The following is a 26,764-nucleotide window of genomic DNA, read 5'->3' on the forward strand; positions in this document are numbered from 1 at the left end:
TCAGGCCTTGCCCGCCGGCTTCGGCCAGTAGCGGTCGCGGAGGTGGCGCTTCACCAGCTTGCCGGTCGGGGTGCGCGGCAGCTCGGCCTCGAAGTCGATGCTCTTCGGGCATTTGATCGGTGACAGCTGCTGTCGGCAGAACGCGATCAACTCGGCCTCCAGTTCCTTGCCGGCCCTCGCCATGTCGTGCGGCTGCACCACGGCCTTGACCTCTTCGCCCATCTCCTCGTTCGGCACGCCGAACACCGCGACGTCGGAGACCGCGGGGTGCGTGATCAACACGTCCTCGGTCTCCTGCGGATAGATGTTCACGCCGCCGGAGATGATCATGTAGCTTTTGCGGTCGGTGAGATAGAGGAAGCCTTCCTCATCCAGGTAACCGACGTCGCCGAGCGTCGACCAGCCCTTGGCATTGTAGGCCTTCTTCGTCTTCTCCGGATCGTTGTGATAGGTGAAGGCAGGCGCGTCGGCGAAATAGACTTGGCCGATCTGCCCGATCGGCGCCTCCTCGTCGTTCTCGTCCAAGATCTTGACCTTGCCGACCACGGCGCGGCCGACCGTGCCACGATGATCAAGCCATTGCCGTGAGGTCGAGACCGTGACGCCGTTGCCTTCTGAGCCGGCGTAATATTCGATCAGGATCGGTCCCCACCAGTCGATCATCTTCGCTTTCACGTCGACCGGGCAGGGCGCGGCGGCGTGGATTGCGCCCTTCAGCGACGAGACGTCGTAGCGGGTGCGGACTTCGTCGGGCAGCTTCAGCATGCGCACGAACATGGTCGGCACCAGCTGCGACTGCGTCACCTTGCGCTGCTCGACCTGCTTTAAAAATTCCTCGGCGTCGAAATGCTCCATGATGATCGAGGTGCCGCCGAACACGGTCGCCATCATGTTGAAGCGCAGCGGAGCCGCGTGATAGAGCGGCGCCGGCGACAGATAGACCGTGTCGGCGTTCATCCCACACATGTCGGCGGTGAGGATGCGCAGGAACGGGTTCGGCACGTCGATCCGGTTGCCCTCGAACTGCTTCTTGATGCCCTTTGGCCGGCCGGTGGTGCCGGACGAATACAGCATGTCGTAGCCTGCGACCTCGTCGGCAACCGGCGTCGTCGGCTGCGCGCCGGCCTCCCTGTCGTAGGAGCGGAAGCCGGGGGCGGGCTCGTCCATCATGTAGAACAAGGGTTCGCCAGGCTCGCCCTTGATCAGGCCCTTGACCTTGTCGGCGCACTGCGGCGTGGTGATGAATACCTTCGCTCCGCAATCCCTGATGATGTAGGCGATCTCGTCCTCGGTCAGGTAGCGGCTGATCGCGGTGTAATACAGCCCCGAGCGCTGCGCGGCCCAGCAGATCTCCATGAAGGCGAGCCGGTTTTCCATCAACAGCGCGATGTGGTCGCCGGCCTTCAGGCCGAGCGAGCGGAACAGATGCGCGCCCTGGTTCGAGAGCTCGTCGAGCTCGCGATAGGTGATGGCCTTGCCGGTGCCCGCCATCTGGTAGGCGATCTTGTCCGGATGGGTACGCGCGTGGATCGACGGATGGGTCACAGCGTTTCCTCAAGCAAGTGTGGTCGTCCCGGCGAAGGCCGGGACCCATAACCACCGATTTTTGTTGTTGGGCTGGGTTGTGGCCCCAGCCGAGCCTCACCACAGGCAGCTGTGGTTATGGGTCCCGGCTCCCGTGCGCAATTGCGCACTAGGCCGGGACGACACCATTTGTGTGGCCGCTGACGCGGACGTTCTTGAGAGTTACAGCCGCTCGACGATCGTCACGTTCGCCATGCCGCCGCCTTCGCACATGGTCTGCAGACCATAGCGCTTGCCCCGCTGCTTCAGCGCGTTGAGCAGCGTGGTCATCAGCTTGGTGCCGCTGCCGCCGAGCGGATGGCCGAGCGCGATCGCGCCGCCATTGACGTTGAGCCTGGCCGGATCGGCGCCGGTGGTCTTCAGCCACGCGGTCGGCACCGAGGCGAAGGCCTCGTTGACTTCGAACAGGTCGATGTCGTCGATCGACATGCCGGCCTTCTTCAGCGCACGCTCGGTGGCGGGCAGCGGGGCTTCCAGCATGATGACGGGGTCATGGCCGATCATCGTCATGTGGTGGATGCGCGCCATCGGCTTGACGCCGAGCGCCTTGAGGCCCTTCTCGTTGACGACCATCACGCCGGAGGCGCCGTCGCAGATCTGGCTGGCGCTGGCCGCGGTCAGCTTGCCGTTCTCGGCGATCAGCTTGACGCCCTTGATGCCGGCGAGGCTGGCGTCGAAGCGGATGCCTTCGTCGATATAGTGGGTGTCGGTCGAGCCGTCGGCGCGGGTGATCTTGAGCGGGACAATCTCGTCCTTGAAGTTCCCGGCCTGGGTCGCCGCGATCGCACGCTGGTGGCTGTTGTAGGAGTATTCGTCGAGTTCATCCTTCGACAGGCCGTACTTCTCGGCCATCATCTCCGCGCCGGTGAACTGGCTGAACATGATGTCGGGATACTTCGCCTCGATGCCCGGGCTCTTGTAGTGGCCAAAACCGTTCTTGGCGGGCAGCGAGGAGGCGAGGCCCATCGGCACGCGGGTCATCGATTCCACGCCGGCCGCGATCACGCAGTCCATGGTGCCAGACATCACGGCCTGCGCCGCGAAGTGCAGTGCCTGCTGCGAGGAGCCGCACTGGCGGTCGACCGAGGTCGCGGGCACGCTCTCCGGCAGCTTCGAGGCCATCACCGCGTTGCGCGCGATGTTGGTGGACTGCTCGCCGGCCTGCATCACGCAGCCCATGATCACGTCCTCGATCTGCGCCGGGTCGGCGCCGCTGCGCTCGACCAGCGCGTCGAGCACGGTCGCGGCCAGATCGGCCGGATGCCAGCCGGCAAGACGCCCTCCCTTGCGGCCGCCCGCGGTGCGAGCGGCGGCGACGATATATGCCTCGGCCATGTCTGATCTCCCTGATGTTCTGGATTGGGGTTTGCAAGTTGGGGCGGTTTTAAGGGGCGGTCCCGCATTTAGTCAATCAATCAATTAACTCTTGAGTGCAGCCCCGCCATGGGTTTATGTGCGCCCTCGACCCGCCCCGCGAGCTTGGGACCTGAGCGCAGTTGAATACCAGCGTACCGACGAGACTTGCCCCGAGCAAAAACGCCACCGCCGACAAGCTTTTGGTGGCGGCGAGCGAGCTGATGATCGAGCGCGCCTCGATCGAGGTGTCGCTGTCGGACATCGCGCAGAAGTCGGGCGTCAACGCCGCGCTGGTGAAATATCATTTCGGCAACAAGGACGGGCTGTTGCTGGCGCTGCTGGCGCGCGACGCCGCCACCGAGATGTCGCAGCTCGAATACCTGCTGGCGCAGCCGATCACGCCGAGCGCCAAGCTGCGGCACCATATCGGTGGCATCATCCGGGCCTATCACCAGTTCCCCTACATGAACCGGCTGATCCACTATCTCCTGCACGAGAGCTCGCCGGAGGCCGCGGACGAGGTGTCGAAGTTCTTCGTCGCGCCGCTGCTGGATTTTCATCGCCGCCTTTTGGCCGAAGGCATCAAGGCCGGCGAGTTCCGCAAGATCGATCCGGTGCTGTTCTACACCAGCCTGATCGGCGCCTGCGATCATCTGTTCTTCGGCCGCCATGCGATGTCGCGCGCGGTCGGCGTCGGTCCGGTCACCGACGAGGTCTGCCGCGACTACATCAAGCATATGGAAGCGCTGATCTTCGGCGGCGTGCTCAATCCGAAGACGGAAACGGCGGCGATCGCGGCCGGATAACAAGTTCGAAGTCTAGAGAAGAAACGCTCAAGGAAAGGTTGTTCCCATGCAGTTGAAAGACGTTGCCGTTCTCATCACCGGCGGTGGCTCCGGCCTCGGCGCCGCCACCGCCCGCGCTATGGCGGCCAAGGGCGCCAAGATCGGCGTGATCGACCAGAACAAGGAAAACGCCGAGAAGGTCGCGGCGGAAGTCAAGGGCGTCGCGCTGCATGCCGACGTCACCAGCGAGGAGCAGATCAAGGCGGCGATCGCCAAGGCCGAGGCCGCGCACGGCGTCGCGCGCGTGCTGATGAACTGCGCCGGCATCGGCGGCTCGCAGCGCACGGTCGGCAAGGACGGCGTCTATCCGCTGGAGAAGTTTGTCCGCATCATCAACGTCAATTTGATCGGCACCTTCAACGTGCTGCGCCTGTTCGCGGAGCGTGCGGCCACGCTCGAGACCATCGGTGAGGAGCGCGGCGTCGCGATCAACACAGCCTCGGTCGCGGCCTATGAAGGCCAGATCGGCCAGATCGCCTATTCGGCCTCGAAGGGCGGCGTCGTCGGCCTCACGCTGCCGGCCGCGCGCGACCTCGCCAGCCTGAAGATCCGCGTCAACACCATCGCGCCGGGCCTGTTCCTGACGCCGCTGCTGATGGGTCTCAATGAGGAAGCCCGCAAGAGCCTCGGGGCCCAGGTGCCGCATCCGGCCCGCCTCGGCGACGCCAGCGAATACGGCGCGCTCGCCGTGCACATCGTCGAGAACCCGATGCTCAACGGCGAAACCATCCGCCTCGACGGCGCCATCCGCATGGCCCCGCGGTAGCGGCAAGCTCTGCTGCACTTCCCTTCTCCCCTTGTGGGAGAAGGTGGCGCGGACGCAGTCCGCGACGGATGAGGGGTATCTCTCCGCGGAGACAGACCCCTCACCCAATCGAGCACGCGGCACGGCCGCACATGCCCTCTCCCACCAGGGGAGAGGGCGCAATAACCGGCACCGCCTTCGCAGATGCAGGAGAGTGACGCGTGTCTCAACCGCTGCTGATTGAACATCACGACGGGGTCGATTGGGTCACGCTCAATCGCCCGGACAGTCTCAACGCACTCGATCCATCCTTGATCGACGCGCTCAACGTCTACTTCCAGGGCCTGCAGCGCAACCGTGATACCCGCGTCGTGGTGCTGAAGGGCGCCGGCGCCAATTTCTGCGCCGGTCTCGACCTCAAGCACGCGATGGCGCGCCGCGGCGGGCAGGCCGAGCCGCCCAGCGTCGCCGACTCGCTCGACTCGCAGCGCCGCATTGCCGACATCGTGATGCTGATGCGGCGCTGTCCGCAACCGATCATCGCGCTGGTGCAGGGCGCGGCCGCCGGCGGCGGCTTCGCGCTGGCGCTCGCGGCCGACATCCGCATTGCCGCGAAAGGCGCGCGGATGAACTGCGCTTTCGTCAAGCTCGGGCTCGGCGGCTGCGACATCGGCACCAGCTACTTCCTGCCACGCCTCGTCGGCGTCTCCGTTGCATCGGAGCTGATCCTCACGGGCCGCTTCATTAACGCCGATCGCGCGCTCGCCGTCGGCCTCGTCTCCGAAGTGGTCGAGGCCGCCGATCTCGATGCCGCGGCCAATCCTTACGTCGATGCGATGATGACGGCCTCGCCGGTTGGTCTCCGCCTCTCGAAGGAATGCATCAACATGAGCGTCGATGCAGGCTCGATCGAGGCGGTGATTGCGATGGAGGATCGCAATCAGGTGCTGTGCAGCCGCTCGGAAGATTTTCAGGAAGGCATCAGGGCCTTCCTAGAGAAACGAAAGCCTGTCTATATCAGGCGCTGACAGAAGATCCGCAAAGGACAAAGAATTCCGGGAGACGCAAAATGGATGGTGACGCGGCAACGGTGCTGAGCAAGCCGGCCTTTCGCAAGGTGGACTGGCTGGCGCGCGACATCGCGGTCGAGCGGCGCGACGACGGCACCGTGGTGCTGAAGTCGCGGATTCCGCTGCAGGCCTATGCGACGCATGTCCCGGCCTCGCTCGCCAAATGGGCGAAGGAGGCGCCGGAGCGGATCTGGCTGGCGCAGCGCGGCGGACCCGAGCGGCAGTGGCGCAAGGTGTCCTACGGTGAAGCGAAGCGCACCGTCGATGCGCTGACGCAAGGCTTGCTCGATCTCGGCCTCGATGAAGGCCGTCCCGTTGCGATCCTGTCGGGCAATTCGATCGAGCATGCGCTGATGACGCAGGCCGCGATGCAGGCGCGGCTGCCGGCAGCGCCGGTGTCGCCAGCCTATTCGCTGATGAGCCAGGATCACCTCAAGCTCAAATATCTGTTCAACCTGATCAAGCCCGCCGTCGTGATGGTGCAGGACGGACCGACCTTCGAAAAGGCGCTGAAGGCACTCGACCTCACCGGCATCACCGTCGTGCACGTGCTGCGGCCCTGCGACGGCGTCAAGAGCGTCGCGTTCGCCGATCTCGCGGCGACGCCCGTGACCGCAGCAGTCGAAGATTCGATCGCGAAGATAACGCCCAAGACCGTCGGCAAGCTGCTGTTCACCTCGGGCTCGACCGGCATGCCCAAGGCCGTCATCAACACCCAGGAGATGATGTGCGCCAACGCGGCGATGATGATGCAGGTGCGCCCGCGCGAGGCGGGTGGACCGATCTCGACCGTGCTGGATTGGATGCCGTGGAATCACACCATGGGCGGCAATGCCGCGTTCAATCCGGTGCTGGTCGACGGCGGGACGCTCTACATCGACGACGGCCGGCCGATGCCGGGCCAACTCGAGGAGACCATCAGGAACCTGCGCGAGGTGTCGCCGACCTATTACGCAAACGTCCCGGCCGGCTATGCCGCGCTGGCGGCGGCGATGGAGAAGGATGAAGGCCTCTGCCAGAGCTTCTTCAAGAACCTCTCGATCATGGCCTATGGCGGCGCGCGGCTGCCCGACGATCTCTACGACCGCATGCAGGCGCTGGCGGTGAAGACCACCGGCGAGCGCATCGTGTTCTACACCGGCTGGGGTTCGACCGAGACCGCGCCGACCTCGACCGGCACCTATTGGGACACAGAGCGCGTCGGCCTGATCGGCCTGCCGTTCCCCGGCGTCGAGTTGAAGATGGTGCCGTGCGGCGCGAAGTACGAATTGCGGCTGCGCGGCGTCAACGTCACGCCCGGCTATTTCGGCCAGCCGGACCTCACCGCGAAGATGTTCGACGAGGAGGGCTTCTACTGCATCGGCGACGCCGGCGTGTTCGTCGATCCCGATGATCCGCTGCAGGGCATCATCTTCGCCGGGCGCGTGGTCGAGGATTTCAAGCTGACGACCGGCACCTTCGTCCATGTCGGATCGCTGCGCACCGATGCGATCGCCGCCGCGACGCCGGTGGTGCACGACGCGCTGGTCGCCGGGCAGGACCGCTGCTCGATCGGCTTGCTGTGCTGGCCGAACCTGCATGCCTGCCGCCAGCTCGTCGGCGACGCCAACGCCACCTATCAGGACGTGATTGCGCATCCCGCGGTGATCGACTGTCTCAGGAAGGGCCTACAGGCGCACAATGCATCGGCGACCGGCAGCAGCATGCGCATCGCGCGCGCGATGCTGATGGTCGAGCCGCCCTCGATCGACGGCAACGAGCTCACCGACAAGGGCTACATCAACCAGCGCGCCGGCCTCGAGCGCCGCGCCGATCTGGTGGAGAAGCTCTATGCCGAGACGCCGTGTGACGAGGTGATCGTTTTGAACTGACCGTAGGATGGGTAGAGCGTAGCGAAACCCATCATTCGAAACCAAGCACGTGATGGGTATCGCTTCGCTCCACCCATCCTACGAAGCAAGCAACAACGTGGGTCATACGCCATGAACTTCGATTTCTCCGACGAACAGAAGCAGATGCGCGACGAGGCGCGCAAATTCCTCGCCGAGCAATGCCCGCCGAAGGCCGTGCGCGAGGTGCTCGACGGCAAGGCGCCCTATGATAGGTCGCTGTGGAAGGGCCTCGCCGAGATGGGCTTTCTCGGCGTCGCGATCCCCGAGCAGTTCGGCGGCGCGGGCGCGGGTCATCTCGAGCTCTGCGTGATCGCGGAGGAAATGGGCCGCGCGCTGGCGCCGGTGCCGTTCTCGTCGACGGTCTATCTCGCCGCCGAAGCGATCCTGATCGCGGGCAGTGACGCGCAGAAGCAGAAATGGCTGCCGAAGATCGCCTCCGGCGATGCGATCGGCACCCTGGCGCTGTTCGAGGGCAAGGGCAATCCGTCGCCGAAGGCGATCAACGTGACTGCCAATGGCGGCGTGCTCAACGGCATCAAGAAGCCGGTCGCCGACGGCGCGATCGCGGACTTTGCCGTGGTTGCCGCGCGCACCGGCACCGGCGGGCGCGAGTCCGACGTCTCGCTGTTCATCGTCGACCTCAAGGCCGGCGGTGTCGAGGTCAAGCCGCTGACCAACATCGATCTCACGCGCGGCCAGGCCGAGATCACCTTCAAGGACGCCAAGGCCGAACCGCTCGGCGCGGCCGGCGAAGGCTGGAGCGTGATCACCCAGGTGCTTGATCGTGCAGCCGTGCTGATGGCGTTCGAGCAGGTCGGCGGCGCCGACCGTGCACTGGAGATGGGCCGCGACTACGCGCTCGACCGTATCGCCTTCGGCCGTCCGATCGGCTCGTTCCAGGCGGTCAAGCACATGCTCGCCGACATGTACGTCTCGGCGACGCTGGCGCGCTCCAACTGCTACTACGGCGCCTGGGCGCTCTCGACCAATGCCGGCGAGCTGCCGGAAGCGGCGGCCGCCGCGCGCATCAGCGCGACGCAGGCGTTCCAGCACTGCGCCAAGAACAACATCCAGGTCCATGGCGGCATGGGCTTCACCTGGGAGTTCGACTGCCACATGTACTACCGCCGCGCCAACGCAGTCGCGGTCGGCCTCGGCAGCCTGTCCTATTGGGAAGACGCGCTGATCGACCGCATGCGCAAGAAGAACGCGGCGTAAATCGTAGGATGGGTGGAGCGAAGCGATACCCATCATATTGTGCGGCAAAAGAGATGGGTATCGCTGCGCTCCACCCATCCTACGACGCAAATGGCGCGGCCGAGGATTGAGACCATGAATTTCGACGACACCCCGCAGGAAGCCGCATTCCGCGCCGAGGCGAAGGCCTGGATCGCGGCGAATGCGCCGAAGCAGTACGAAGAGGAGCTGCGTAAGGCCTCGCTCGGCCGCGTCCAGCTCAAGGGCGCAAACATCCTCGAGGTCGCAAAGGCCTGGCAGAAGAAGAAGGCCGATGCCGGCTGGGCCTGCCTGCACTGGCCGAAGGAGTATGGCGGTCGCGGTTCTTCGCCGATCGAGCGCGTGATCTGGCAGCAGGAGGAGGGCCCGTTCGGCCGCCTCAGCGCGATGTTCATCATCGGCCACGGCATGTGCGGCCCGACCATGATGGCGTTCGCCGGCGAGGAGCAGAAGCGCAACTACCTGCCGCCGCTGGCCTCCGGCGAGAAGATCTGGTGCCAGCTGTTCTCCGAGCCGGCCGGCGGCTCCGACGTCGCTGGCCTGCGCACCCGTGCCGAGAAGAACGGCGACGAATGGGTGATCAACGGCCAGAAGATATGGACCTCGGGCGCGCATTACTCCGACTACGGCATCCTGCTCACCCGCACCGATCCGACCGTGCCCAAGCACAAGGGCCTCACCATGTTCTTCCTGGACATGAAGAGCCCGGGCGTCGAGGTGCGGCCGATCAAGCAGGCCAGCGGCGCCTCCGACTTCAACGAGGTCTATTTCACCGACGTGCGCATTCCGGACTCGCAGCGGCTCGGCAATGTCAATGACGGCTGGAACGTGTCGCTGACCACGCTGATGAACGAGCGCATGTCGATCGGCGCCGGCGTCGCCACCGGCTTCCCTGAGCTGTTCGATTTCTGCAGCAGCCTGATGCTGGAGGACGGCCCCGCGATCGAGAACCGCGCGGTGCGCTCCAAGCTCGCGAACTGGGCGGTGAAGGCGAGCGGCCTGAAATACACCAGCATGCGTGCGATCTCGGCGCTGTCGAAGGGTGAGCGCCCGGGACCGGAGAACTCGATCGGCAAGCTGGTGGCGGGATCGATGATCCAGGACGTCGCGGCCTACGCGCTCGACCTGCAGGGTGCCGCCGGCGCGCTGAACGGGATCGAAGATGCCGAGGTCGCCGGCAAATTCCAGGCGATGCTGCTGCGCGCGCCGGGTACCCGCGTCGAGGGCGGCACCGACGAGATCATGCGCAACATCATCGCCGAGCGCGTGCTGGGCCTACCCGGCGACATCCGCGTCGACAAGGACGTTCCCTTCAACAAGATCCCGACCAAGGGCCGCGCGTAACGGCGTCGGAACAACGAGAGAGGTTCGCCATGAATTTCGACGACACGCCGCAGGAAGCCGAGTTCCGCGCCATCGCCCGCAAATGGGTCGCGGTCAACGCGCCGAAGGAGTTCGAGGCGGAGCTGTCAAAGTCCTCGCTCGGACGCATCAAGCTCGCCAAGCACGACATGGTCGAGGTCGGCAAGGCCTGGCAGAAGAAGAAGGCCGAAGGCGGCTGGGCCTGCCTGCACTGGCCGAAGGAATATGGCGGCCGCGGTGCCACACCGATCGAGCGCGTGATCTGGCAGCAGGAGGAGGGCGTCTACGGCAAGCTGACCCAGCCGTTCCAGATCGGCGAGGGCATGTGCGGCCCGACCGTGATGGCGTGGGGCAGCGAGGACGCCAAGCGCCGCTATCTGCCGAAGCTCGCCGCGGGCGAGGAGATCTGGTGCCAGCTGTTCTCCGAGCCGTCGGCCGGCTCCGACGTCGCCGGCCTGCGCACCCGCGCCGAGAAGCAGGGCGACAACTGGGTCGTCAACGGCCAGAAGATCTGGACCTCCGGCGCGCACTATTCCGACTACGGCCTGTTGATCGCGCGCACCGATCCGAACGTGCCCAAGCACAAGGGCCTCACCATGTTCTTCCTCGACATGAAGAGCCCGGGCGTCGAGGTGCGGCCGATCAAGCAGGCCAACGGCATGCAGGAGTTCAACGAGGTCTATTTCACCGACGTCGTGATCCCGGACAGCCAGCGCCTCGGTGCGGTCGGCGAGGGCTGGAGCGTGTCGCTGACCACGCTGATGAACGAGCGCATGTCGATCGGTTCGCGGCTTGCGACCGGCGTCCCTGAAATGTTCGAGTTCTGCTCCAATTTGATGCTGGAGGACGGCCTTGCGATCGATGATCCCGCGGTGCGCTCCAAGCTCGCCAGCTGGGCGGTGAAGTCGAGCGGGCTGAAATACACCAGCTACCGCGCCATCTCGGCGCTGTCGAAGGGCGAGCGCCCCGGACCGGAGAACTCGATCGGCAAGCTGGTCTCCGGCATGATGCTGCAGGACATCGCGACCTACGCGATGGATCTGCAGGGCGCTTCGGGCGCGTTGACCGGGGAGAGCGAAGAACTGGTGCACGGCCAGTTCCAGCAGATGCTGCTGTCGTCTCCCTCGATGCGCATCGCAGGCGGCACCGACGAGATCCTGCGCAACATCATCGCCGAGCGCGTGCTCGGCCTGCCCGGCGATATCCGGGTCGACAAGGACGTGCCCTACAACAAGATCCCGACCAAGGGGCGTTGACCTCTCGTGTCCCGGACGCGATGCAGCACGCAGTGCTGCTTCGCAGAGCCGGGACCTCCCCTTCCATGGGCCCCGGCTCTGCCGCGCGTCACTTCGTGCCGCGCCGCGTCCGGGGCACGAAAGCGAGTTCGACGATGGACGCGAAGACACCAAATCCCCGCTATTCGAGCGAAGACCGCATCGGCGCGCTCGAAGAGCTGCTCAACGAGCGCTACTCGGTGCGCGCGTTCCAGCCCCGCGAGGTGCCGCGCGAGACCATCGAGCATGTGCTCGCCACGGCACAGCGCACCGCGTCCTGGTGCAACAGCCAGCCCTGGCAGGTGCTGATCGTCTCCGGTGCGGCCAAGGAGAGCTTCCGCGAGGCGATCTATGCCGAGGCCTCGCGTGGTCTCGGCGAGGATTACGATTTCACACCGCCGCGCGAATATGTCGGCGTCTATCTGGAGCGCCGCCGCGAGAGCGGCTTTCAGCTCTACAACACGCTCGGCATCGCACGCGGCGACAAGGCCGCCTACGCGAAGCAGGCACTGGAGAACTATAATTTCTTCGGCGCGCCGCATGTCGCGGTGATCCATAGCAACGAGCCGCTCGGCATCTACGGCGCGATCGATTGCGGCGGCTATGTCTCGAACTTCATGCTGGCGGCGCAGGCGCTCGGCCTCGGCACCATCCCGCAGGCGGCGATCGCCCGCCACTCCGGCCTGATCCGCCGCCATTTCAGCCTGCCCGATGACCGCAAGATCGTCTGCGGCATCTCGTTCGGCTATGCCGACCATGCGCACAAGGTGAACAGCTACCGCACCTCGCGCGCGGCGCCGGCCGATAGCGTGACCTTCGTCGACGAATAGACGCTCAGGCGCGGCGCGCGGCCAGCCTTCGTGCCGGCGCGTCGGTATAGCGCGCCGCCATCGCGCCGGTCATCTCGGCCATCTTCTCGCGCAACTCGTGCGGCTCCAGCACCTCGGCTTCGGCGCCGAGCCGCAGCAGCTCGGACGCGGCGTGCCACACCGTTTTGCCGACCGGCATGGTGGCAATCCGCCAGCCGTCGGCATCGGCGGTCTCGGCAAGCTGCATCCGCGCCTTGACATAAGGATGTGCCAACACGCTGAACAGTTTTACGCCGAGCGGCGACAGCCGCACGGTCGCCTGGTTCGGATGCAGTTCGGCTTCGAGCCGTTCGGTCGAGGCGCGCCAATAGGCGGCGAGGTCGAAATCCGCCGGCCGCGCGAATGCCTCGTCCAGCGCGGTGCAATCGAGCACGCGCGCGACGCGATAGCTGCGGACGCTGCCGTCGACGAGACCGGCGAGATACCAGCTGCCGCCCTTCAGCACGAGGCCGAGCGGCGCGACGCGCCGCCGCTTCTCGGCCTTCCAGCTCTGGTAGCGGATCTCGATCAGGTTTTCGCGCAACACCGCGCCGGCGATGGCGCGCAGATGCTTCGGCTCCTCGGACGCGCCGAACCAGCCGGGCGCATCGAGATGGAAGCGCTGCTGCATCCGGTTGGCATTCGGCCGCAGCTTCTCCGGCAGTGCGGCCATCAGCTTGGTCTGTGCGGCCACCATCGCGGCATCGAGGCCGAGCGCGGCGGCGGGTCCCGGAAGGCCGGCCATGAACAGCGCCTCGGCCTCGCCCTGCGACAACCCGTTCAGCCGCACCCGGTAACCGTCGAGCAGGCGGTAGCCGCCCTCGGCGCCGCGGTCGGCATAGACGGGAACCCCGGCGGCGGCGAGTGCGTCGATATCGCGATAGATCGTGCGCACCGAGACCTCGCAGGCCTCGGCGAGTTCGGGCGCGGTGACCTGGCCCCGCGCCTGCAGGGTGGTGAGGATGGAAAACAGCCGGCTCGCGCGCATGGCGACATCATACCTGACACAAGATGTCAGGTATAGGCAGGCATAACGGGGGCGCACCCCGAACGGCGCAAGGAGACTGCCATGACCACCACCGACCGCATCACGCTGTATTACTCGCCGCAGAGCCGCGCCACCGGCGCCCGCGTGCTGCTGGAGGAACTCGGCGCGCCGTATGATTTGCACGTCCTCAACATGAAGGCGGGCGAGCAGCGCAAGGACGCCTATCTGGCGATCAATCCGCTCGGCAAGGTGCCGGCGATCCGCCATCGCGATGCGCTGGTGACCGAGCAGGTGGCGATCTTCATCTACCTCTCCGACCTGTTCCCGCAGGCCGGCCTGACGCCCGCGCTCGACGATCCGCGCCGTGGCCCGTATCTGCGCTGGACCGCCTATTACGGCTCATCGTTCGAGCCGGCGGTGATCGACCACTTCATGAAGCGCGAGCCGGCGCCGATCACGCAGTCGCCCTATGCCGACTACGACACCATGCTGGGCGCGCTCGAAGCGCAGCTTGCCAAGGGGCCGTATCTGTTCGGCGACAAGATCACGGCGGCCGATATCCTCTGGGGCATCGCGTTCAACTGGACCATGACGTTCGGCATCGTGCCGAAGCGGGACGTGTTCGTGCGCTACGCCGAGCGGATCACGTCGCGCCCCGCCTATCAGCGGGTCACGGCTGCCGATCAGGAGATGGCGGCCGCGCACGCCGCGGCGGCTGGTGTGTGATACGCTGCGCTGATGGCCAAGGCGCTGCACACCACCAACGTCGTCAACACCTTCATCCGCGTCGCCGAGGATTGCCCGGCGCGCGGCGGCGAGGAGCCGCAGCCGCGGGGTGGCCAGCCAACGGTCGCGACATTGCAATATGCGATGATCGCGGCCGCGCCGTACAAATTCACCTCCGACGACGTGGTGTTCGCCACGTCGGCGCCGGGCCGCGCACTCGATGCGAAAGCGACGAAGCAGGAGCGCGGCCTCGCTCGCGAGGCGTTCTTCTCGAAGGGCCAGGCCTGCATGCGTGCCTCGCCGCTGGGAAAGCGCTTCGGCTGGGGCGTCCACGCCGACGCCGACGGCCGCATCGCGATCTACGCCGTCGGCAGCAAGCGCTACCAGGCGCTGGCCGCGGACCCGGAGCTCGCGCAAACGCGCGCGATGCGGAGCAAGCGGGGGTGAATTAGGTGAAACGAAGCGCGCTATCAGTCCCGTCATCCTGAGGTGCGAGCTCTTGCGAGCCTCGAAGGATGCGCGGCCACCGGCCGGGCCGATTCATCCTTCGAGGCTCGCTCCGCTCGCACCTCAGGATGACGGTGAGAGGGACTGCGGCACGAAACTAAAACCGCGGTGCCCGCTTCTCAGCGAACGCTTGGATGCCTTCCTTGATCTCGTCGCCGCGCATGCTCTCGCGGTGACGGGCGTCGGCGGCGGCCTCATCCAGTTCGCCGCGGGCAAATTCGTTGATGGCGCGCTTCATGCCGGCCATCGCCTTGGGCGCGTTGCCGGCCAGCATCGCGGCGAGCTTGTCGACTTCCTCGTCGAGCAGCTCCAGCGGCACCATCGCGGTGAGATAGCCGATCCGCAGCATCTCCGGCGCCGTGATCTTCTGCGCGGTCAGGAACAGCATCTTGGCATTGTCGACGCCGAGCCGCGTCACGTAGCGCTGGATGCCGCTCCGGTAATAATGCAGCCCGAGCCGCGCCGCCGGCATGAACATCTCCGCGGTGTCGACGCCGATGCGGAAGTCGCAGGCCAAAGCGAGGTCGGTCGAGCCGCCATAGACGCCGCCATTGAGCCGGCAGATCGTCGGCACGGAGAGATCCTCGAGGCGATTGACCACGACCTCGAACGCCGAGCCCGCGCTCTGCTGCTCGTTCGCGCTCACCGCGCGCTCGGCCACCGAATTGAGGTCGTAGCCGGCCGAGAACGCGCGCCCGGTCCCGGTCAGCACCAGCACGCGGATCGCCGGATCGGCCTCGATCCGCTCGAACAGTTTCACGAGCTCGCCGAGATCCTCGGCCTGCAGGCGGTTGAGGTGTTTCGGCCGGTTGAGGCGGATGGTTGCGCGCGCGCCGGAAATCTCGAGCACGGGTCCGCTGCCGGTATCGGCCGCATCGGCCATCTTGGTCTCCATCATTGATTCTCGCGTTCGCGCCGCTTCGCCTCGGCGTCGATGGTCTCGGCGAGCTCGGGATGCCGTGCCATCAACAGGCGGAAATCGACGAGGTCAAGCACCAACAGCCGCGTCACCTTGGTGGTCGACACGCTGGCGCCGCGCTTGGCGTTGCCGAGCAGCGCCATCTCGCCGAAAAACGCGCCTTCACCGAGTGGCACCTTGCGGCCGGGCAGGTCGACCTCGACCTCGCCGGCGGCGACGAAATACATGCAGTCGCCGTTGGTGTCCTTGCGGATGATCATGGTGCGCGGCGGCAGGTCCATGGTCCGCAGCATCTGGGTGACGTCGGCGATCGCGGCCGGCCCGAGATGGGTGAAGAACGGCACGTTGCTTACTGTTTCCCAGGTCTTCAGGAAGTTGTCGCGGCGGGTCTCCGCGGCAAAGCCGGTCGCCAGGATGCCGGTCCACAGCCCGAACACGCCGAGGCCCGAGATCATCACCATGGCCGCCACCACGCGGCCGAGCGGGGTGATCGGCACCACGTCGCCATAGCCGGTCGTGGTCAGCGTCACCACCGCCCACCACAGCGCCGCCGGCACGCTGCCGAAGGTCTGCGGCTGCACATCGCGCTCCAGGTAATATTCCGCGACCGAGGCGAGGAACACGACCATCAGGAAGATCACCAGCACGCTGGCGAGCGGCCCGGACTCCACCACCAGCACGCGCCGCAACTGGCGCAGCCCCGGAATCCCCGGCACCACCTTGAGCACCCAGAGCACGCCGAGCAGCCATGCGGTCTTCGGCTCGACGCCGCAGATCAGGGCGACCGGCACTGCCAGCGCGCCGATCGCGTCCACCACCCCGGCGCTGGACAGCGCGTAGAACCAGAACTTGCCCTGCCGTCCCATGTGGCGGAGGCGGACCAGCCATTCGAATACGAAGTAGATCAGGCACGCCCACAGCAGCGCATCGACCCAGCGCGCCGCCGCGTCGTAGGCCGGCGCGATCGTCAGCAGCGCCATCATGGCGACGCCGAGCGCGACTGCCGCATAGGCCGCCGTGGTCATGTTGCGGCCGGCGGTGGCCGAAATGAAGCGCTCCAACGCCGGGATGAAGAGCCGCTTGGACATCGAACGTTAGCTTGCCTGTCGGTGAGTGCCTGACCCCGCTCTGCGAGACGCCGAGGCCGGTTGCCGATAACCTGATAGCCGACAACCTGCCTGCCCCGGCCGAGACCGTCAACGCGGGCGCGCTGGCGGCAGGCGCCATCGGTTGGACGAATGGCCTAGCCATCCTGACTCGATTTCGCCTCCGGCAAGTGTGAGAATCCGGACAAATCGTCGCTTTTTCCCCGTATATCAGGGATGCTGTCCGATCGATGCGACCACGGCCGCAGTGCAGCGACTAATAAGCGATTGATTCACTTCCTGAGAATTGGGTTGGTTTCCGATGGATACCTCACACCTCGCGCAGCACGCCGGCGCCGCCGGCAGCCTCTTCGCATCGATCTTCGTGGTCGCCACGCTGTCGATGCGCACCATGATCCCGCTGCGCGTCTTCGCCATCCTGACCAACATCATCCTGATCGCGACCGCGATACCGACCCACAATTACGCGGTGCTGATCCTGCATACCGTGCTGCTGCCGGTGAACACCTATCGCCTGCACCAGATGCTCCAGCTGGTCCGCAGCGTGAAGAAGTCGGTCAACAGCGACCTGTCGATGGAGTGGCTGCGGCCGTTCACGACGGAGCGCAAATACACCGCGGGCGAGGTGCTGTTCTACAAGGACGAGAACGCCGACAGCATGTTCTACATCGTCAGCGGCCGCTTCCGCCTGGTCGAGTCCGGCATCGAGCTGCCGGTCGGCGCCCTGGTCGGCGAGTTCGGCATGCTGTCGCCGTCGAACACCCGAACCCAGACGCTGGAATGCGTCGAGAACGGCACGGTGTTGTCGGTGACCTATGACCAGGTCGAGCAGCTCTACGTGCAGAACCCGGCGTTCGGGTTCTACTTCCTGCGTCTCGCCAGCGCCCGTCTGTTCCAGAACATCTCGACACTGGAGCAACAGCTGGCGCAGCATACGGCGCGACCGGTGGCGGAGCCCAAGCCCGCATGAGCCGGCGATGACGAGTTCTGGAGAAACCGCAGTGCCGGACGACGATGGTCTGCTGGCTTCGCTCCGTTACCTGTTCGCCGACATCATCGGCGACGAGGACGAGGGGCCGCCGGTGCTGCCCGACGCCTGCCCGGTGCATCTTGGTCCTGCGGTCAGTGCAGCGATCCAGTTGATGATCGAATATCAGAGCACGAAATACGCCCAGCTCTATGTCGACCGGCTCAACCGCTTCGTCGGCCGCCACGGCGTCGGCGACGCGATGCTTGCCGATATCGCCCAGCTGATGGCGCAGCGCATGGCCTATGAGGATCCGATCCGCATCGCGCAGCTCAAGCTCGCCGAGGTCAACGCGGCCGGCGTGCTCACGGCGCGCTCCGCCGACGACGTCAAGAAATTCCGTCTCGACGAGCTGATCGATGCCTTGCCGGCTGTGGTCGCCGATCCGATCCTCGGCCTGCTAGAGCGGCTCGGCTGGCGGCGGCGCCGGGTGTCGATCCGTTTTTCCGCCAACAGCCGCTTCAGCGTGCGCCGGCTGCGGATCGAGGCCGGCCTGAAGCGCTGGCGGCTGTTCTCGATCCGCTATGCCAAGGAGCGCGTCTGGGTCGAGCGCTGGCTGCACATGATCGACCGTAGCCTGACCAAGCAGCCGGCTGCGGCTTCGGCGGTGATCCACACCGCGACCATGGTCCGCGGCTACGGCGATCCATATCGCCAGGGCATCGCGGACTGGCACGCGATCATCGACGGGCTCGCCAAGCCGACCTTCGACGGCGTGCTGGCGCTGCCCGATCTCGCCGATGCCATCGCCGAGGCGCGGGCCGCCGCGATGCCCGATCCGCGCCAGGCCGCGCTGAAGCGCAAGATCGCTGAGATCCGCGCCCGGGTGCCGGCGGCGAAGTTGTCGCGCTGAGAGGTTGAAGTCATCCGATGACGACATACCCGTCATCCTGAGGCGCGAGCGCAGCGAGCCTCGAAGGATGAATCGGCCCGTCTGGTGGCCGTCGATCCTTCGAGGCTCGCTGCGCTCGCACCTCAGGATGACGGGACTAATGGCGTCGGGCTCTGCTACGCACCCGCAACCTACCGCTCGATGTGCGGCGGCTCGTCGTAGCCGTGGCGGCTGGAGTAGAACAGCAGTCCCATCAGGCCGACGCCGACGACGACCATCAATGCGATGCCGATCGTGAACAGCATGATGCCATAGGCCGGCACCGGCGCGTCCGGCACGGTCAGGCCCTGATAGACATAGGCTCCGACGGCGATCAAGACGACCAGCAGGCCGATGCTGATTGCGATGCGCATGGGTTGCCGCCTCTGCTGATGGCCGAGAGCGGCAGGCGCAGGTGCGATGATTATCCTGCCGCGGCGGTGAGCTTGACCAGCGCCTGATGTCCGGCTTCGGTCAGCTCGGTGAGTGTCGTTCTGCCGCTCTTGGCGCATTTGATGATGTAGCGGGCAACGCGCCTGCGCGTGGCATGTTCCTCGCCGTGCGGCGTTTCCCCGCAGACGCGGTCGAGCGCCGCGTTCATGGTGGCGAGCGTACGCGAGTCAAATCGTTCCTCAATCATGACGTCTGCTCCTCGGCATGCCCGTGCGTTACTTGCGGGGCACCAGCCATTCGCTGACCTCCATCACCGCCTCGGTCTGCCTGGCTTTCTTCATCAAGGCTTCGCGTTCCCGTCCCGGCGGCATGCCGCGTGCTGCGATGCGGGCGTTCTCGGCAAACCGCTGCAAACGGTCCTCGAACGATCCGGCGGGCCGCGCCCGGTTGCGTTTCTTCTTGGTCATGCCGTCTCCAACCTGGAACACGAAATTCTAGGCAGGTTCCTTTGGGTGCGTCGTTAACCCATGACATCGATGCGTGAAAATCGCGCGCGACCGCGCAGGAACGATCTGCGCTGCGACGCGTAAGCCAAGTGCGTTCGCTGCTTTGCTCCCCGAGAGCAGCGGACCACTCCGGTGACGGGCCTCGGCGCATTTTCGGCGCCGGGGCCCGCATGGCTTCAAGGGACTTCAACGATCGGCTTCGAGGATTTTTGCCAATGAAACATTCCAACCACGGCATCGTCAGGGATGAGAAGGGCCAGGAGCAGCCGGCTGATAAACGGCGGGCGCAAACCGCTCACAAGACCAGGCCCGGGACGGCGTCACCTTCGCGCGAGGCGACGCGCGATCCGAAGTTGAACGACGGCGACAAGACGCCGGGCTCGGGCATGACGTCCGGTGACGAGAGTGAAGCACCGACGGGCTGAGCGCGCAGAATGCCGCCGAGCGAGCAAAGTGCCGCAGGAACGATGAGCTGCATCGGTCGTTGCGGATCTGCGCAGCAAATGGAGGAAAGCATGAACGTCGACGAGCAGGAAACCGGCAATCTCATCGGCAGCGACAAGGTCGAAGGCACTGCGGTCTATGGCGCCGGCGAACGCAAGATCGGTTCGATCGAGCGCGTCATGATCGACAAGAAGAGCGGACGCGTCTCCTATGCCGTGCTCGGCTTCGGCGGATTTCTCGGCGTCGGCAATGATCACTATCCGCTGCCGTGGCAGTCGCTGAAATACGACACGCGGCTCGGCGGCTACGTCACCGGCGTCACCGAAGACCAGCTGCGCGGCGCGCCGAGATACGGCAATGAGCGGGACTGGAATTGGTCCGACACCGGCACCACGCGCGCAGTGAACGACTATTACGGCGTGCCGTTCGTCTGAATCGGGTGCGCAATCACAACAGGCCGCGTGTCGCGGCCTGTTGTCCGGCGCCGAATTAATCGGCGCGTGTGTACACTTGTGAACATTCGCCAATATCTGTGCAATGTAACATGGGTTATTGAAGCCGGCCCGGTGGTTACCCGATGAACGTGCCGGGAGACCATGTCGTTGGCATCGCTAGTTCGTAAATTGGAGCAATTCGTCCGGCTCTCTGCCGTCGATCATGCCATCCTCAGTCGAGCCTCGTCCGAGCGCGTGCGCCGTTTTGCTCCGCGCGTCGATATCGTGCGTGAAGGCGAGAAGCCGAAGGACGTGCACCTGATCCTGTCGGGCTGGGCCTGCCGCTACAAGCAGCTCGAGGATGGCCGCCGGCAGGTGGTGTCGTTCTTCCTGCCGGGCGACATCTGCGACGTCAACGTCTTCATCCTGCGCGAAATGGATCATTCGATCGGCACCATCACGGCGGTGTCGACCGCCGATCTGCCGCGCGAATTCTTCGACGAGGTCGCTGCACAACACCCGCGCATCGCCACCGCGTTGTGGTGGGACACCCTGGTCAATGCCGCGATCCAGCGCGAATGGACGATGAATCTCGGCCAGCGGACGGCGCTGGAGCGCACCGCCCATCTGCTCTGCGAGATCTGGCTCCGCCTGCGCCTCGCCGGACTGACCAAGGGCGACAGCTGCGAGTTTCCGCTGACCCAGGCCGATCTCGCCGACGCCACCGGCCTTTCCAAGGTGCATGTCAACCGGACGCTGCAGGAGCTGCGTGCCGCCGGGCTGATCGTGCTCAAGGGCCGGACCCTTGCCGTCCCCGATCTCGACCGCCTGATGCAGGCGGGCCTGTTCAATCCGAATTACCTGCACATGGATCACGAGGGGCGGCAGCTCGACGCCGGGATCGTCGACGCCGCGGCGGGATGATGCGGCTGCGGGTCCCGCCATAGGCGGGGCCGTCCGGGCTCGCGTCGGGCCGGCTGCTTGACCTGCTACGCCCGATCTACGCTATGGTTCCGCAACCGGCTGGCGCCAAGCGTGCCCGGCCGATGCTGCCTCCCGCCAATCTCGCAGGTCCCCGTCAATGAAGCGCATGTACGGCCTCATCCCCCACAGCCGGCGAGGCACGCGCGGGGGATGAGCGACTTCGTGCAATCGGTCGGTGCCTCGCTGTCCCTGATCGGCCGCGCCGATCCCGAGCTGCTCGGCATCGTCGCGCTGTCGCTGCGCGTCAGCCTGACGGCGAGCATCCTTGCCTTGCTGATCGGTGCGCCGATCGGTGCCTGGCTTGCCATCGCCCGGTTTCGCGGCCGCCATGTCGTCATCGTGCTGACCAACGCGCTGCTCGGCCTTCCCCCCGTCGTGGTCGGGCTCGCGCTCTATCTCATGTTGTCGCGGTCCGGGCTGTTCGGATCGGCCGGCCTGTTGTTCACGCCGACCGCGATGGTGATCGCCCAGACGCTGCTCGCGACGCCGATCGTGGTCGCGCTGGTGCACCGGCCGTCGTCGCTGCTATGGATGGAGTATGGCGATCTCGCACGCACCGACGGCCTGTCGCTGCCGCGCAGCATCCTGCTGCTGTTCGCGCTGGGGCGGGCCTCGCTGCTGACCGCCTTTCTCGCCGCCTTCGGCCGGGCCATTGCCGAAGTCGGCGCCATCATCGTCGTCGGCGGCAATATCAGCGGCTATACGCGGACCATGACGACAGCGATCGCGCTCGAAACCAGCAAGGGCGACCTGCCGCTGGCGCTCGGGCTCGGACTGATCCTGCTTGCTTTGAGCGTCGCGGTCTCAACCGTCGCGTTTCTGCTCGTGGGCCGCGTTGGGGAAAAATAGCTGCTCGCCGCCGACCTTGTAGCCGGCGATGGCCTGTTGCCCGGCCGGCGAGATCAGCCAGTCGATGAAGGCCTGGCCGTCCTGCGCCTTGACGCTTGGATGCTTCGCCGGGTTGACCAGCATCACGCCGTACTGGTTGAACAGCCGTTTGTCGCCTTCGGTCAGGATCGCAAGATCGCCGCGGTTCTTGAACGACAGCCAGGTGCCGCGATCAGACAGCACATAGGCGCCGGTCGATGATGCCATGTTGAGCGCCGGCCCCATGCCCTGGCCGATCTCGCGATACCAGTCGCCCTTCGCGGCGGAGAGGTCGATGCCGGCATCCTGCCAGAGCCGCAGCTCGGCCTGGTGCGTTCCGGAACGGTCGCCGCGCGAGATGAAGGGCGCTTTCGCCGCCGCGATCTTTCGCAGCGCATCAGCGACGTCTTTGCCGCCGGCGATGTGCGCCGGATCGGCCTTCGGCCCCACGATGACGAAATCATTGTACATGACGTCGAAGCGCTTCACGCCTTGCCCCTCGGACATGAACTTGTCCTCGGCCGGCTTGTCGTGAACGAACACCACGTCGGCATCGCCGCGCCGTCCGATATCGAGGGCCTGGCCGGTGCCGACGGCAACGACCTTGACGCCGATGCCCGTCGCCTTGGTGAACTGCGGCAACAGATGGCCGAACAGGCCGGACTGCTCCGTCGACGTCGTTGAGGCAACCGTGATCGTTCGCTCCTGCGCACTCGCGGCCGCACACCACGCCAGTATGCCCACAAGGGCCGTGAAGATTGTTCGCATGTTACTTACTTCCATCTCGTCGCGTGGGCGATAGGCGAGGGAGGGGATATCAGGCGCCGCGGTCGAGCCTGACCCGTTGGCCGTCCTCCTTGACGAATTCACCGCGCTGCGGCGGCAGCAGGTCGAGCACCATCTCGGACGGCCGGCACAGCCGCACCCCGTTCGGCGTGATGACGATCGGCCGGTTGATCAGGATCGGGTGTGCGAGCATCGCATCCAGCAGTTCGTCATCGGTCAGCGCCCTGTTGCCCAATCCGAGTTCGGTGTAGGGCGTGCCCTTTTCGCGCAGCAGCTCGCGCACGGAAATTCCCATGCGTGCGACCAGCTGCTGCAGCATGGCCTTGGCCGGCGGCGTCTTCAGATATTCGACGACGTGCGGCTCGATGCCTGCATGGCGGATCATGCCGAGCGTGTTCCGCGAAGTGCCGCAAGCTTGATTGTGATAGATGATCACGTCCATCGCTGTTGCGCTCAGCAGCACGCCGACGACGGCTTCGTCGCCGCCTGAGGCGCACAGCAGACGGTCTGCTTCTCATGCGCGACGCGGGCGCGGTTCTCGCCGCTGCCGTCGCCGTAAACCGCGCTCTCGCCGGTGGTGTGGAAGGTCTCCCAGGCGATGCCGGCGGGATCGTCGATCCAGGCCTTCTCGGATTGCGCGTAGCAGCAGGTGGTCTGCCCCTGCTCGATGACGTTGCCGCCGGCCTGCTGCAGCCGGCCGTAGACCTCGTGCAACTCCTCGGTGTTCTCGACCTGGATGCCGAGATGATCCAATCCGGGCTCGCGCCCGCGTGTCGAGATCGCGAAGTTCACGCGCGGGTCGTCGAGCATCCATTTGGCGTAGTCGGACTTCACCACCGAGGGCTGGGCGGCAAACAACGCCGAGTAGAAACCGATCGATCGCGAAATGTCCTCGACGGAGACGTGAACATGCAGGCGCTTCATGGTCGGTCCTTTCAGGCGGTCGTCCGATGGTCTCAACGAATATTGAAATATGGGTCGATTATCAATTGAGTTTGCGACGCTGCCCGGCCCGGACGATCGCATCGAACCCGTTTCATATCTTCTGCGATATGATAGATGCCGAACCGGGCTCCGCAGGAAATCTCGACGGCAATTGCATGATGGCTGACAAGCGGCCCGAGGGCACGATCGGCGAAGTGTTCGCGGCATTCCTGAAACTGGGCCTGACCTCGTTCGGCGGGCCGATCGCCCATATCGGCTATTTCCGGCATGAGTTCGTCGAGCGCCGCAAATGGCTCGACGAGCAGGCCTATGCCGATCTCGTGGCGCTCTGCCAGTTCCTGCCCGGTCCGGCCAGCAGCCAGGTCGGCTTCTCGCTCGGCCTGATGCGCGCGGGCTATGGCGGCGCGCTGGCGGCGTGGACCGGCTTCACGCTGCCGTCGGCGATCGTGCTGGTGCTGTTCGCCTACGGCGCCGGCGCGCTCGGCGGCCCTCTCGGCAGCGGCCTGGTGCACGGGCTGAAGCTGGTGGCGGTCGCGATCGTGGCGCAGGCGGTGTGGGGCATGGCGCGCACGCTGTGTCCGGACCGCACGCGCGCCTCGATCGCGGTCGCCGCGGCGCTGCTCATCCTGTTCAGCACCTCGTCGATCGCGCAGATCGGCGCGATCCTGCTCGGCGGCATTGCCGGGTTTGCGCTCTGCCGCAACGGCGAGGCCCATGCAGGCGGCCATCTCGCGATGCCGGTATCGCGGTTCGCGGGACTGTCGGCGCTGGCGGCTTTTTCGCTTCTGTTGATCGGCCTGCCGATCCTGGCGCGGCTCGTGCCGGATTCAGGCGTTGCGCTGTTCGAGGCCTTCTACCGCTCCGGCGCCCTGGTGTTCGGTGGCGGCCATGTGGTGCTGCCGCTGCTGCGCGAGGCGGTCGTCGCGCCGGGCTGGGTGACCGACGATGCATTCCTGACCGGCTACGGCGCCGCGCAGGCCGTGCCCGGACCGCTGTTCACCTTCGCGGCCTATCTGGGCACTGTCGTGACGATCGCGCCGCACGGCATTGCCGGCGCGATCGTCGGCCTCGTCGGCATCTTTCTGCCCGGCATCCTGATCCTGCTCGCCGCGCTGCCGTTCTGGGACACGTTCCGCAGGCGGGCGGGTGCGCAGGCGATGATGCGCGGCGTCAACGCGGCGGTGGTCGGCATCCTCGGCGCGGCGCTGTATCATCCGGTTTGGACCAGCGCGGTGCTCGGCCCGCGCGACTTCGCCGTCGCGCTGGTCGGGTTCGTCCTGCTCACGGTCTGGCGCGCGCCGCCGCTCGTGGTGGTCGCCTTCAGCGCGATCGCGGGGGTGGTATTGGCGGGGGTGGCGTAAGGGCGGCCGCACCGCAAATTCGGTGTCGTCCCTGCTTTCCCAGGGACGACACCGGTGGAGTAGCGAGACCGACGCGGCTACCGCGCAGCTCACCCGCTCGCCGCCTTCACCACCACGACATTGTCGTCCTGCGCCGGCGGGTGGCGCTTGAGGTGGTCGCGGCGCAGGGCGATCTCGTCGCGGACCAACTCGTAGCCGAGCTTGAACGTATCGAGCCCGTCGCTGGAGACGCTGCCGTCGCGCAGGCCGACCACCGCGCGGCGCAGGATCGCCTCGAGCTCGTCCTGCAATTCGTCGAGATGTTCGACGCAGGTGGCATGCTCGACCCGCTCGCCGATGCCGAGGATCGCGCCGGCGAGTTCGCTCGCCCGCTTCGGCGCGATGCGGGTGATCTTGGCGTAGATCGCCGCGAAGATCGTGCCGATGATGCTGAGCGCGGCGGCACCGAGATACATCATGTCGCTGTAGCGATCCATGAACGACTTGGTGTCGTCGTTGATGTATTCGGCGGCGCCGGGATGCGCGATGATGAAGGCATCCTTGTCGGTTTCGGCCGGCTCGATCTTGGAGGCGAAGCCGTCACTCAGCGCAAGCTCGGCCTTGTTCTCGTAGATGATGCGGGCGAGCTCGCTCGCCGTGGTGGTCGGCATCCGCGACTGCGCGACCAGCAGCCACTCCAGGCCGATGGTGTCGAGCTCATCGTCGGGGATCGCCGGCGAGGACGACAGCATGCCGGTCGAGACGGTTTCCTCCGATATCGCCGGATATTTGCGGGCCAGCGCCTTGGCCGCGTCGATCGGGTTCAGCGTGAAGCCGCCGCTGCGCCGCGCATATTGCTCGTACGACTTGTCCTTGATGATCCGGGAGGCGTGCTCGATCGCGATCACGGCGGAAAAGCCCGATGCGAACAGTTTGTCGAACGGCGTGTTCGCCGGCGCCTGCTGCACCCGCTGCGCCGCGTCCGGACTGTCGGCGATCTCCAGCGCACTGCGCACGAAGGCGACGCTGTTGTCGCCGTCGCCGATCACCGCGATCTTCTTTCTCTTCAGCTCGGTGAGCGACTTGATCTTCTTGCCGCCGGGGCTGAGCACCAGCACCAGATCATGCTCGAGGATCGCCAGCGCGCGGGCGCGCGGCGGCACCTTGGCGTCGGTGCGCAGGATCGCGAGCGCGGCGTCGCGGCGGTCGAACTGGGCCAGCGCCCGGGTATTGTCGGGGTTTGGCGCGATCTTGAGCCGCAGCCGCGAGGAATTGTTCTTCAGCACGGTCTCGAGCTTGGCGGCGAATTTCGCCTCCGGGCCGTTCGCCTCGCCGACCGCGAACACCAGCATCTCCGAATTGCGCAGCCAGATCCGGCCGCCCCACACGGTGGCGGCGGTCAGCAGCACGGTCAGCAGCGAGAAGAGGATGATCTGCGCGCGGTTGCTCTTGGCGACCGTCGCACGCGCCGGAGGTGGGGCCGGCGGAGGCGTGGGGGCTTCAGCACTCATGGCTCGTCACCCGTCCGGGAATCCCGTATGCCACAGCCGAGCCGGCGCGGCGCTGCCCGGCGAATCCGTAAATCACTATAAAAGAAAGAAAATTTCGTACGATCCGGGGACGATATACCTCCCTCGGTGGAATGCAAACCGCCCCCCTGGCCGTAACCTTAACCGGCGAGGACCTGCGCCGCGATGCCGCATGACGTT

The 26,764-nt window shown here is 65.9% G+C and carries 29 protein-coding genes; 17 read left to right on the forward strand and 12 right to left on the reverse strand.

The features are described 5' to 3' along the window. Together JQ633_RS25440 and JQ633_RS25445 are read right to left on the reverse strand one after the other, a co-directional pair. Nucleotides 1–1,545, reverse strand: coding sequence for an acyl-CoA synthetase (locus JQ633_RS25440; protein WP_211987831.1), 1,545 nt, complete (start codon nt 1,543–1,545; stop codon nt 1–3). Between the two features lie 201 nt (nt 1,546–1,746). After that, nucleotides 1,747–2,919: an acetyl-CoA C-acetyltransferase gene (locus JQ633_RS25445; RefSeq protein ID WP_211987832.1), complete on the reverse strand. Its 1,173-nt coding sequence runs from the start codon at nt 2,917–2,919 to the stop codon at nt 1,747–1,749. Nucleotides 2,920–3,080: 161 nt separating this feature from the next. Here JQ633_RS25445 and JQ633_RS25450 point away from each other — a divergent pair, with 161 nt between their 5' ends. The 8 genes from JQ633_RS25450 (at nt 3,081) to JQ633_RS25485 (ending at nt 12,194) form a co-directional block, all read left to right on the forward strand. Beyond that, nucleotides 3,081–3,746, forward strand: a complete 666-nt coding sequence (locus JQ633_RS25450; RefSeq protein WP_211987833.1) for a TetR family transcriptional regulator — start codon at nt 3,081–3,083, stop codon at nt 3,744–3,746. Between the two features lie 46 nt (nt 3,747–3,792). Beyond that, nucleotides 3,793–4,551 carry an SDR family NAD(P)-dependent oxidoreductase gene (locus JQ633_RS25455; protein WP_211987834.1) on the forward strand — a complete coding sequence of 253 codons (759 nt, stop codon included), beginning with the start codon at nt 3,793–3,795 and terminating at the stop codon, nt 4,549–4,551. Between the two features lie 200 nt (nt 4,552–4,751). Further along, nucleotides 4,752–5,558, forward strand: a complete 807-nt coding sequence (locus JQ633_RS25460) for an enoyl-CoA hydratase/isomerase family protein (protein ID WP_211987835.1) — start codon at nt 4,752–4,754, stop codon at nt 5,556–5,558. Nucleotides 5,559–5,599: 41 nt separating this feature from the next. After that, nucleotides 5,600–7,471 (forward strand): AMP-binding protein, encoded by a 1,872-nt coding sequence (locus tag JQ633_RS25465; RefSeq protein WP_211987836.1) that lies wholly within the window; start codon nt 5,600–5,602, stop codon nt 7,469–7,471. Between the two features lie 111 nt (nt 7,472–7,582). Next, nucleotides 7,583–8,710 (forward strand): acyl-CoA dehydrogenase family protein, encoded by a 1,128-nt coding sequence (locus JQ633_RS25470; protein ID WP_211987837.1) that lies wholly within the window; start codon nt 7,583–7,585, stop codon nt 8,708–8,710. A gap of 114 nt (nt 8,711–8,824) precedes the next feature. Further along, a complete protein-coding gene (locus tag JQ633_RS25475; RefSeq protein WP_211987838.1) occupies nt 8,825–10,072 on the forward strand; it encodes an acyl-CoA dehydrogenase in 1,248 nt (415 codons plus the stop codon). A gap of 29 nt (nt 10,073–10,101) precedes the next feature. Continuing rightward, a complete protein-coding gene (locus JQ633_RS25480) occupies nt 10,102–11,346 on the forward strand; it encodes an acyl-CoA dehydrogenase (RefSeq protein ID WP_211987839.1) in 1,245 nt (414 codons plus the stop codon). Nucleotides 11,347–11,480: 134 nt separating this feature from the next. Further along, nucleotides 11,481–12,194, forward strand: coding sequence for a nitroreductase (locus tag JQ633_RS25485; protein WP_211987840.1), 714 nt, complete (start codon nt 11,481–11,483; stop codon nt 12,192–12,194). 4 nt (nt 12,195–12,198) lie between these two features. Here the strand turns inward: JQ633_RS25485 and JQ633_RS25490 are convergent, their stop codons facing one another. Further along, nucleotides 12,199–13,200, reverse strand: a complete 1,002-nt coding sequence (locus tag JQ633_RS25490; RefSeq protein ID WP_211987841.1) for a helix-turn-helix transcriptional regulator — start codon at nt 13,198–13,200, stop codon at nt 12,199–12,201. An 81-nt stretch (nt 13,201–13,281) separates the two neighbouring features. On the opposite strand from JQ633_RS25490, the gene JQ633_RS25495 reads away from it, so the two are divergent. Beyond that, nucleotides 13,282–13,926 (forward strand): glutathione S-transferase family protein, encoded by a 645-nt coding sequence (locus tag JQ633_RS25495; protein ID WP_211987842.1) that lies wholly within the window; start codon nt 13,282–13,284, stop codon nt 13,924–13,926. A 12-nt stretch (nt 13,927–13,938) separates the two neighbouring features. Then, nucleotides 13,939–14,373: a DUF6157 family protein gene (locus JQ633_RS25500; protein WP_211987843.1), complete on the forward strand. Its 435-nt coding sequence runs from the start codon at nt 13,939–13,941 to the stop codon at nt 14,371–14,373. Nucleotides 14,374–14,530: 157 nt separating this feature from the next. Here JQ633_RS25500 and JQ633_RS25505 read toward each other — a convergent pair whose 3' ends face one another. After that, complete coding sequence (locus JQ633_RS25505) at nt 14,531–15,316, reverse strand: enoyl-CoA hydratase/isomerase family protein (RefSeq protein WP_211987951.1); 786 nt, start codon at nt 15,314–15,316, stop codon at nt 14,531–14,533. Nucleotides 15,317–15,327: 11 nt separating this feature from the next. Beyond that, nucleotides 15,328–16,440 carry a cyclic nucleotide-gated ion channel gene (locus tag JQ633_RS25510; protein WP_211987844.1) on the reverse strand — a complete coding sequence of 371 codons (1,113 nt, stop codon included), beginning with the start codon at nt 16,438–16,440 and terminating at the stop codon, nt 15,328–15,330. A gap of 319 nt (nt 16,441–16,759) precedes the next feature. Here JQ633_RS25510 and JQ633_RS25515 point away from each other — a divergent pair, with 319 nt between their 5' ends. Further along, nucleotides 16,760–17,428 carry a Crp/Fnr family transcriptional regulator gene (locus JQ633_RS25515; protein WP_211987845.1) on the forward strand — a complete coding sequence of 223 codons (669 nt, stop codon included), beginning with the start codon at nt 16,760–16,762 and terminating at the stop codon, nt 17,426–17,428. 7 nt (nt 17,429–17,435) lie between these two features. Beyond that, nucleotides 17,436–18,338 (forward strand): DUF6537 domain-containing protein, encoded by a 903-nt coding sequence (locus JQ633_RS25520; RefSeq protein WP_211987846.1) that lies wholly within the window; start codon nt 17,436–17,438, stop codon nt 18,336–18,338. A gap of 170 nt (nt 18,339–18,508) precedes the next feature. Here the strand turns inward: JQ633_RS25520 and JQ633_RS25525 are convergent, their stop codons facing one another. The 3 genes from JQ633_RS25525 to JQ633_RS25535 are packed head-to-tail and all read right to left on the reverse strand — an operon-like array spanning nt 18,509 to nt 19,216. After that, nucleotides 18,509–18,730: a hypothetical protein gene (locus JQ633_RS25525; protein WP_211987847.1), complete on the reverse strand. Its 222-nt coding sequence runs from the start codon at nt 18,728–18,730 to the stop codon at nt 18,509–18,511. A 50-nt stretch (nt 18,731–18,780) separates the two neighbouring features. Continuing rightward, complete coding sequence (locus JQ633_RS25530) at nt 18,781–18,996, reverse strand: hypothetical protein (protein WP_211987848.1); 216 nt, start codon at nt 18,994–18,996, stop codon at nt 18,781–18,783. A 28-nt stretch (nt 18,997–19,024) separates the two neighbouring features. Then, nucleotides 19,025–19,216 carry a hypothetical protein gene (locus JQ633_RS25535; RefSeq protein WP_211987849.1) on the reverse strand — a complete coding sequence of 64 codons (192 nt, stop codon included), beginning with the start codon at nt 19,214–19,216 and terminating at the stop codon, nt 19,025–19,027. 254 nt (nt 19,217–19,470) lie between these two features. On the opposite strand from JQ633_RS25535, the gene JQ633_RS25540 reads away from it, so the two are divergent. From JQ633_RS25540 to JQ633_RS25555, 4 genes are all read left to right on the forward strand, one after another. Next, nucleotides 19,471–19,680, forward strand: coding sequence for a hypothetical protein (locus JQ633_RS25540; protein ID WP_211987850.1), 210 nt, complete (start codon nt 19,471–19,473; stop codon nt 19,678–19,680). Nucleotides 19,681–19,770: 90 nt separating this feature from the next. Then, entirely contained in the window at nt 19,771–20,133 is a 363-nt protein-coding gene (locus tag JQ633_RS25545; protein ID WP_211987851.1) for a PRC-barrel domain-containing protein, read from the forward strand. Nucleotides 20,134–20,301: 168 nt separating this feature from the next. Then, a complete protein-coding gene (locus tag JQ633_RS25550; protein WP_211987852.1) occupies nt 20,302–21,057 on the forward strand; it encodes a Crp/Fnr family transcriptional regulator in 756 nt (251 codons plus the stop codon). A gap of 210 nt (nt 21,058–21,267) precedes the next feature. Beyond that, complete coding sequence (locus JQ633_RS25555; protein WP_211987853.1) at nt 21,268–21,966, forward strand: ABC transporter permease; 699 nt, start codon at nt 21,268–21,270, stop codon at nt 21,964–21,966. Here JQ633_RS25555 and JQ633_RS25560 read toward each other — a convergent pair. The 3 genes from JQ633_RS25560 to JQ633_RS25570 are packed head-to-tail and all read right to left on the reverse strand — an operon-like array spanning nt 21,922 to nt 23,694. Further along, nucleotides 21,922–22,752: an extracellular solute-binding protein gene (locus JQ633_RS25560; RefSeq protein WP_211987854.1), complete on the reverse strand. Its 831-nt coding sequence runs from the start codon at nt 22,750–22,752 to the stop codon at nt 21,922–21,924. The genes JQ633_RS25555 and JQ633_RS25560 overlap by 45 nt on opposite strands. A 49-nt stretch (nt 22,753–22,801) precedes the next feature. Then, the gene (gene arsC, locus JQ633_RS25565; RefSeq protein ID WP_211987855.1) at nt 22,802–23,212 is read right to left on the reverse strand and encodes an arsenate reductase (glutaredoxin); all 411 of its coding nucleotides are present in this window, start codon (nt 23,210–23,212) and stop codon (nt 22,802–22,804) included. Nucleotides 23,213–23,223: 11 nt separating this feature from the next. After that, entirely contained in the window at nt 23,224–23,694 is a 471-nt protein-coding gene (locus tag JQ633_RS25570; RefSeq protein WP_211987856.1) for an ArsI/CadI family heavy metal resistance metalloenzyme, read from the reverse strand. Between the two features lie 176 nt (nt 23,695–23,870). Here JQ633_RS25570 and chrA point away from each other — a divergent pair, with 176 nt between their 5' ends. Then, a complete protein-coding gene (gene chrA / locus JQ633_RS25575) occupies nt 23,871–25,076 on the forward strand; it encodes a chromate efflux transporter (protein ID WP_211987857.1) in 1,206 nt (401 codons plus the stop codon). Between the two features lie 89 nt (nt 25,077–25,165). On the opposite strand, the gene JQ633_RS25580 is transcribed toward chrA, so the two are convergent. Next, nucleotides 25,166–26,566 carry a TAXI family TRAP transporter solute-binding subunit gene (locus JQ633_RS25580; RefSeq protein ID WP_211987858.1) on the reverse strand — a complete coding sequence of 467 codons (1,401 nt, stop codon included), beginning with the start codon at nt 26,564–26,566 and terminating at the stop codon, nt 25,166–25,168. Nucleotides 26,567–26,764 lie beyond the last annotated feature (198 nt).

Origin of the sequence: Bradyrhizobium tropiciagri (assembly GCF_018130505.1) — a bacterium.
Lineage (GTDB): Bacteria > Pseudomonadota > Alphaproteobacteria > Rhizobiales > Xanthobacteraceae > Bradyrhizobium > Bradyrhizobium tropiciagri_B.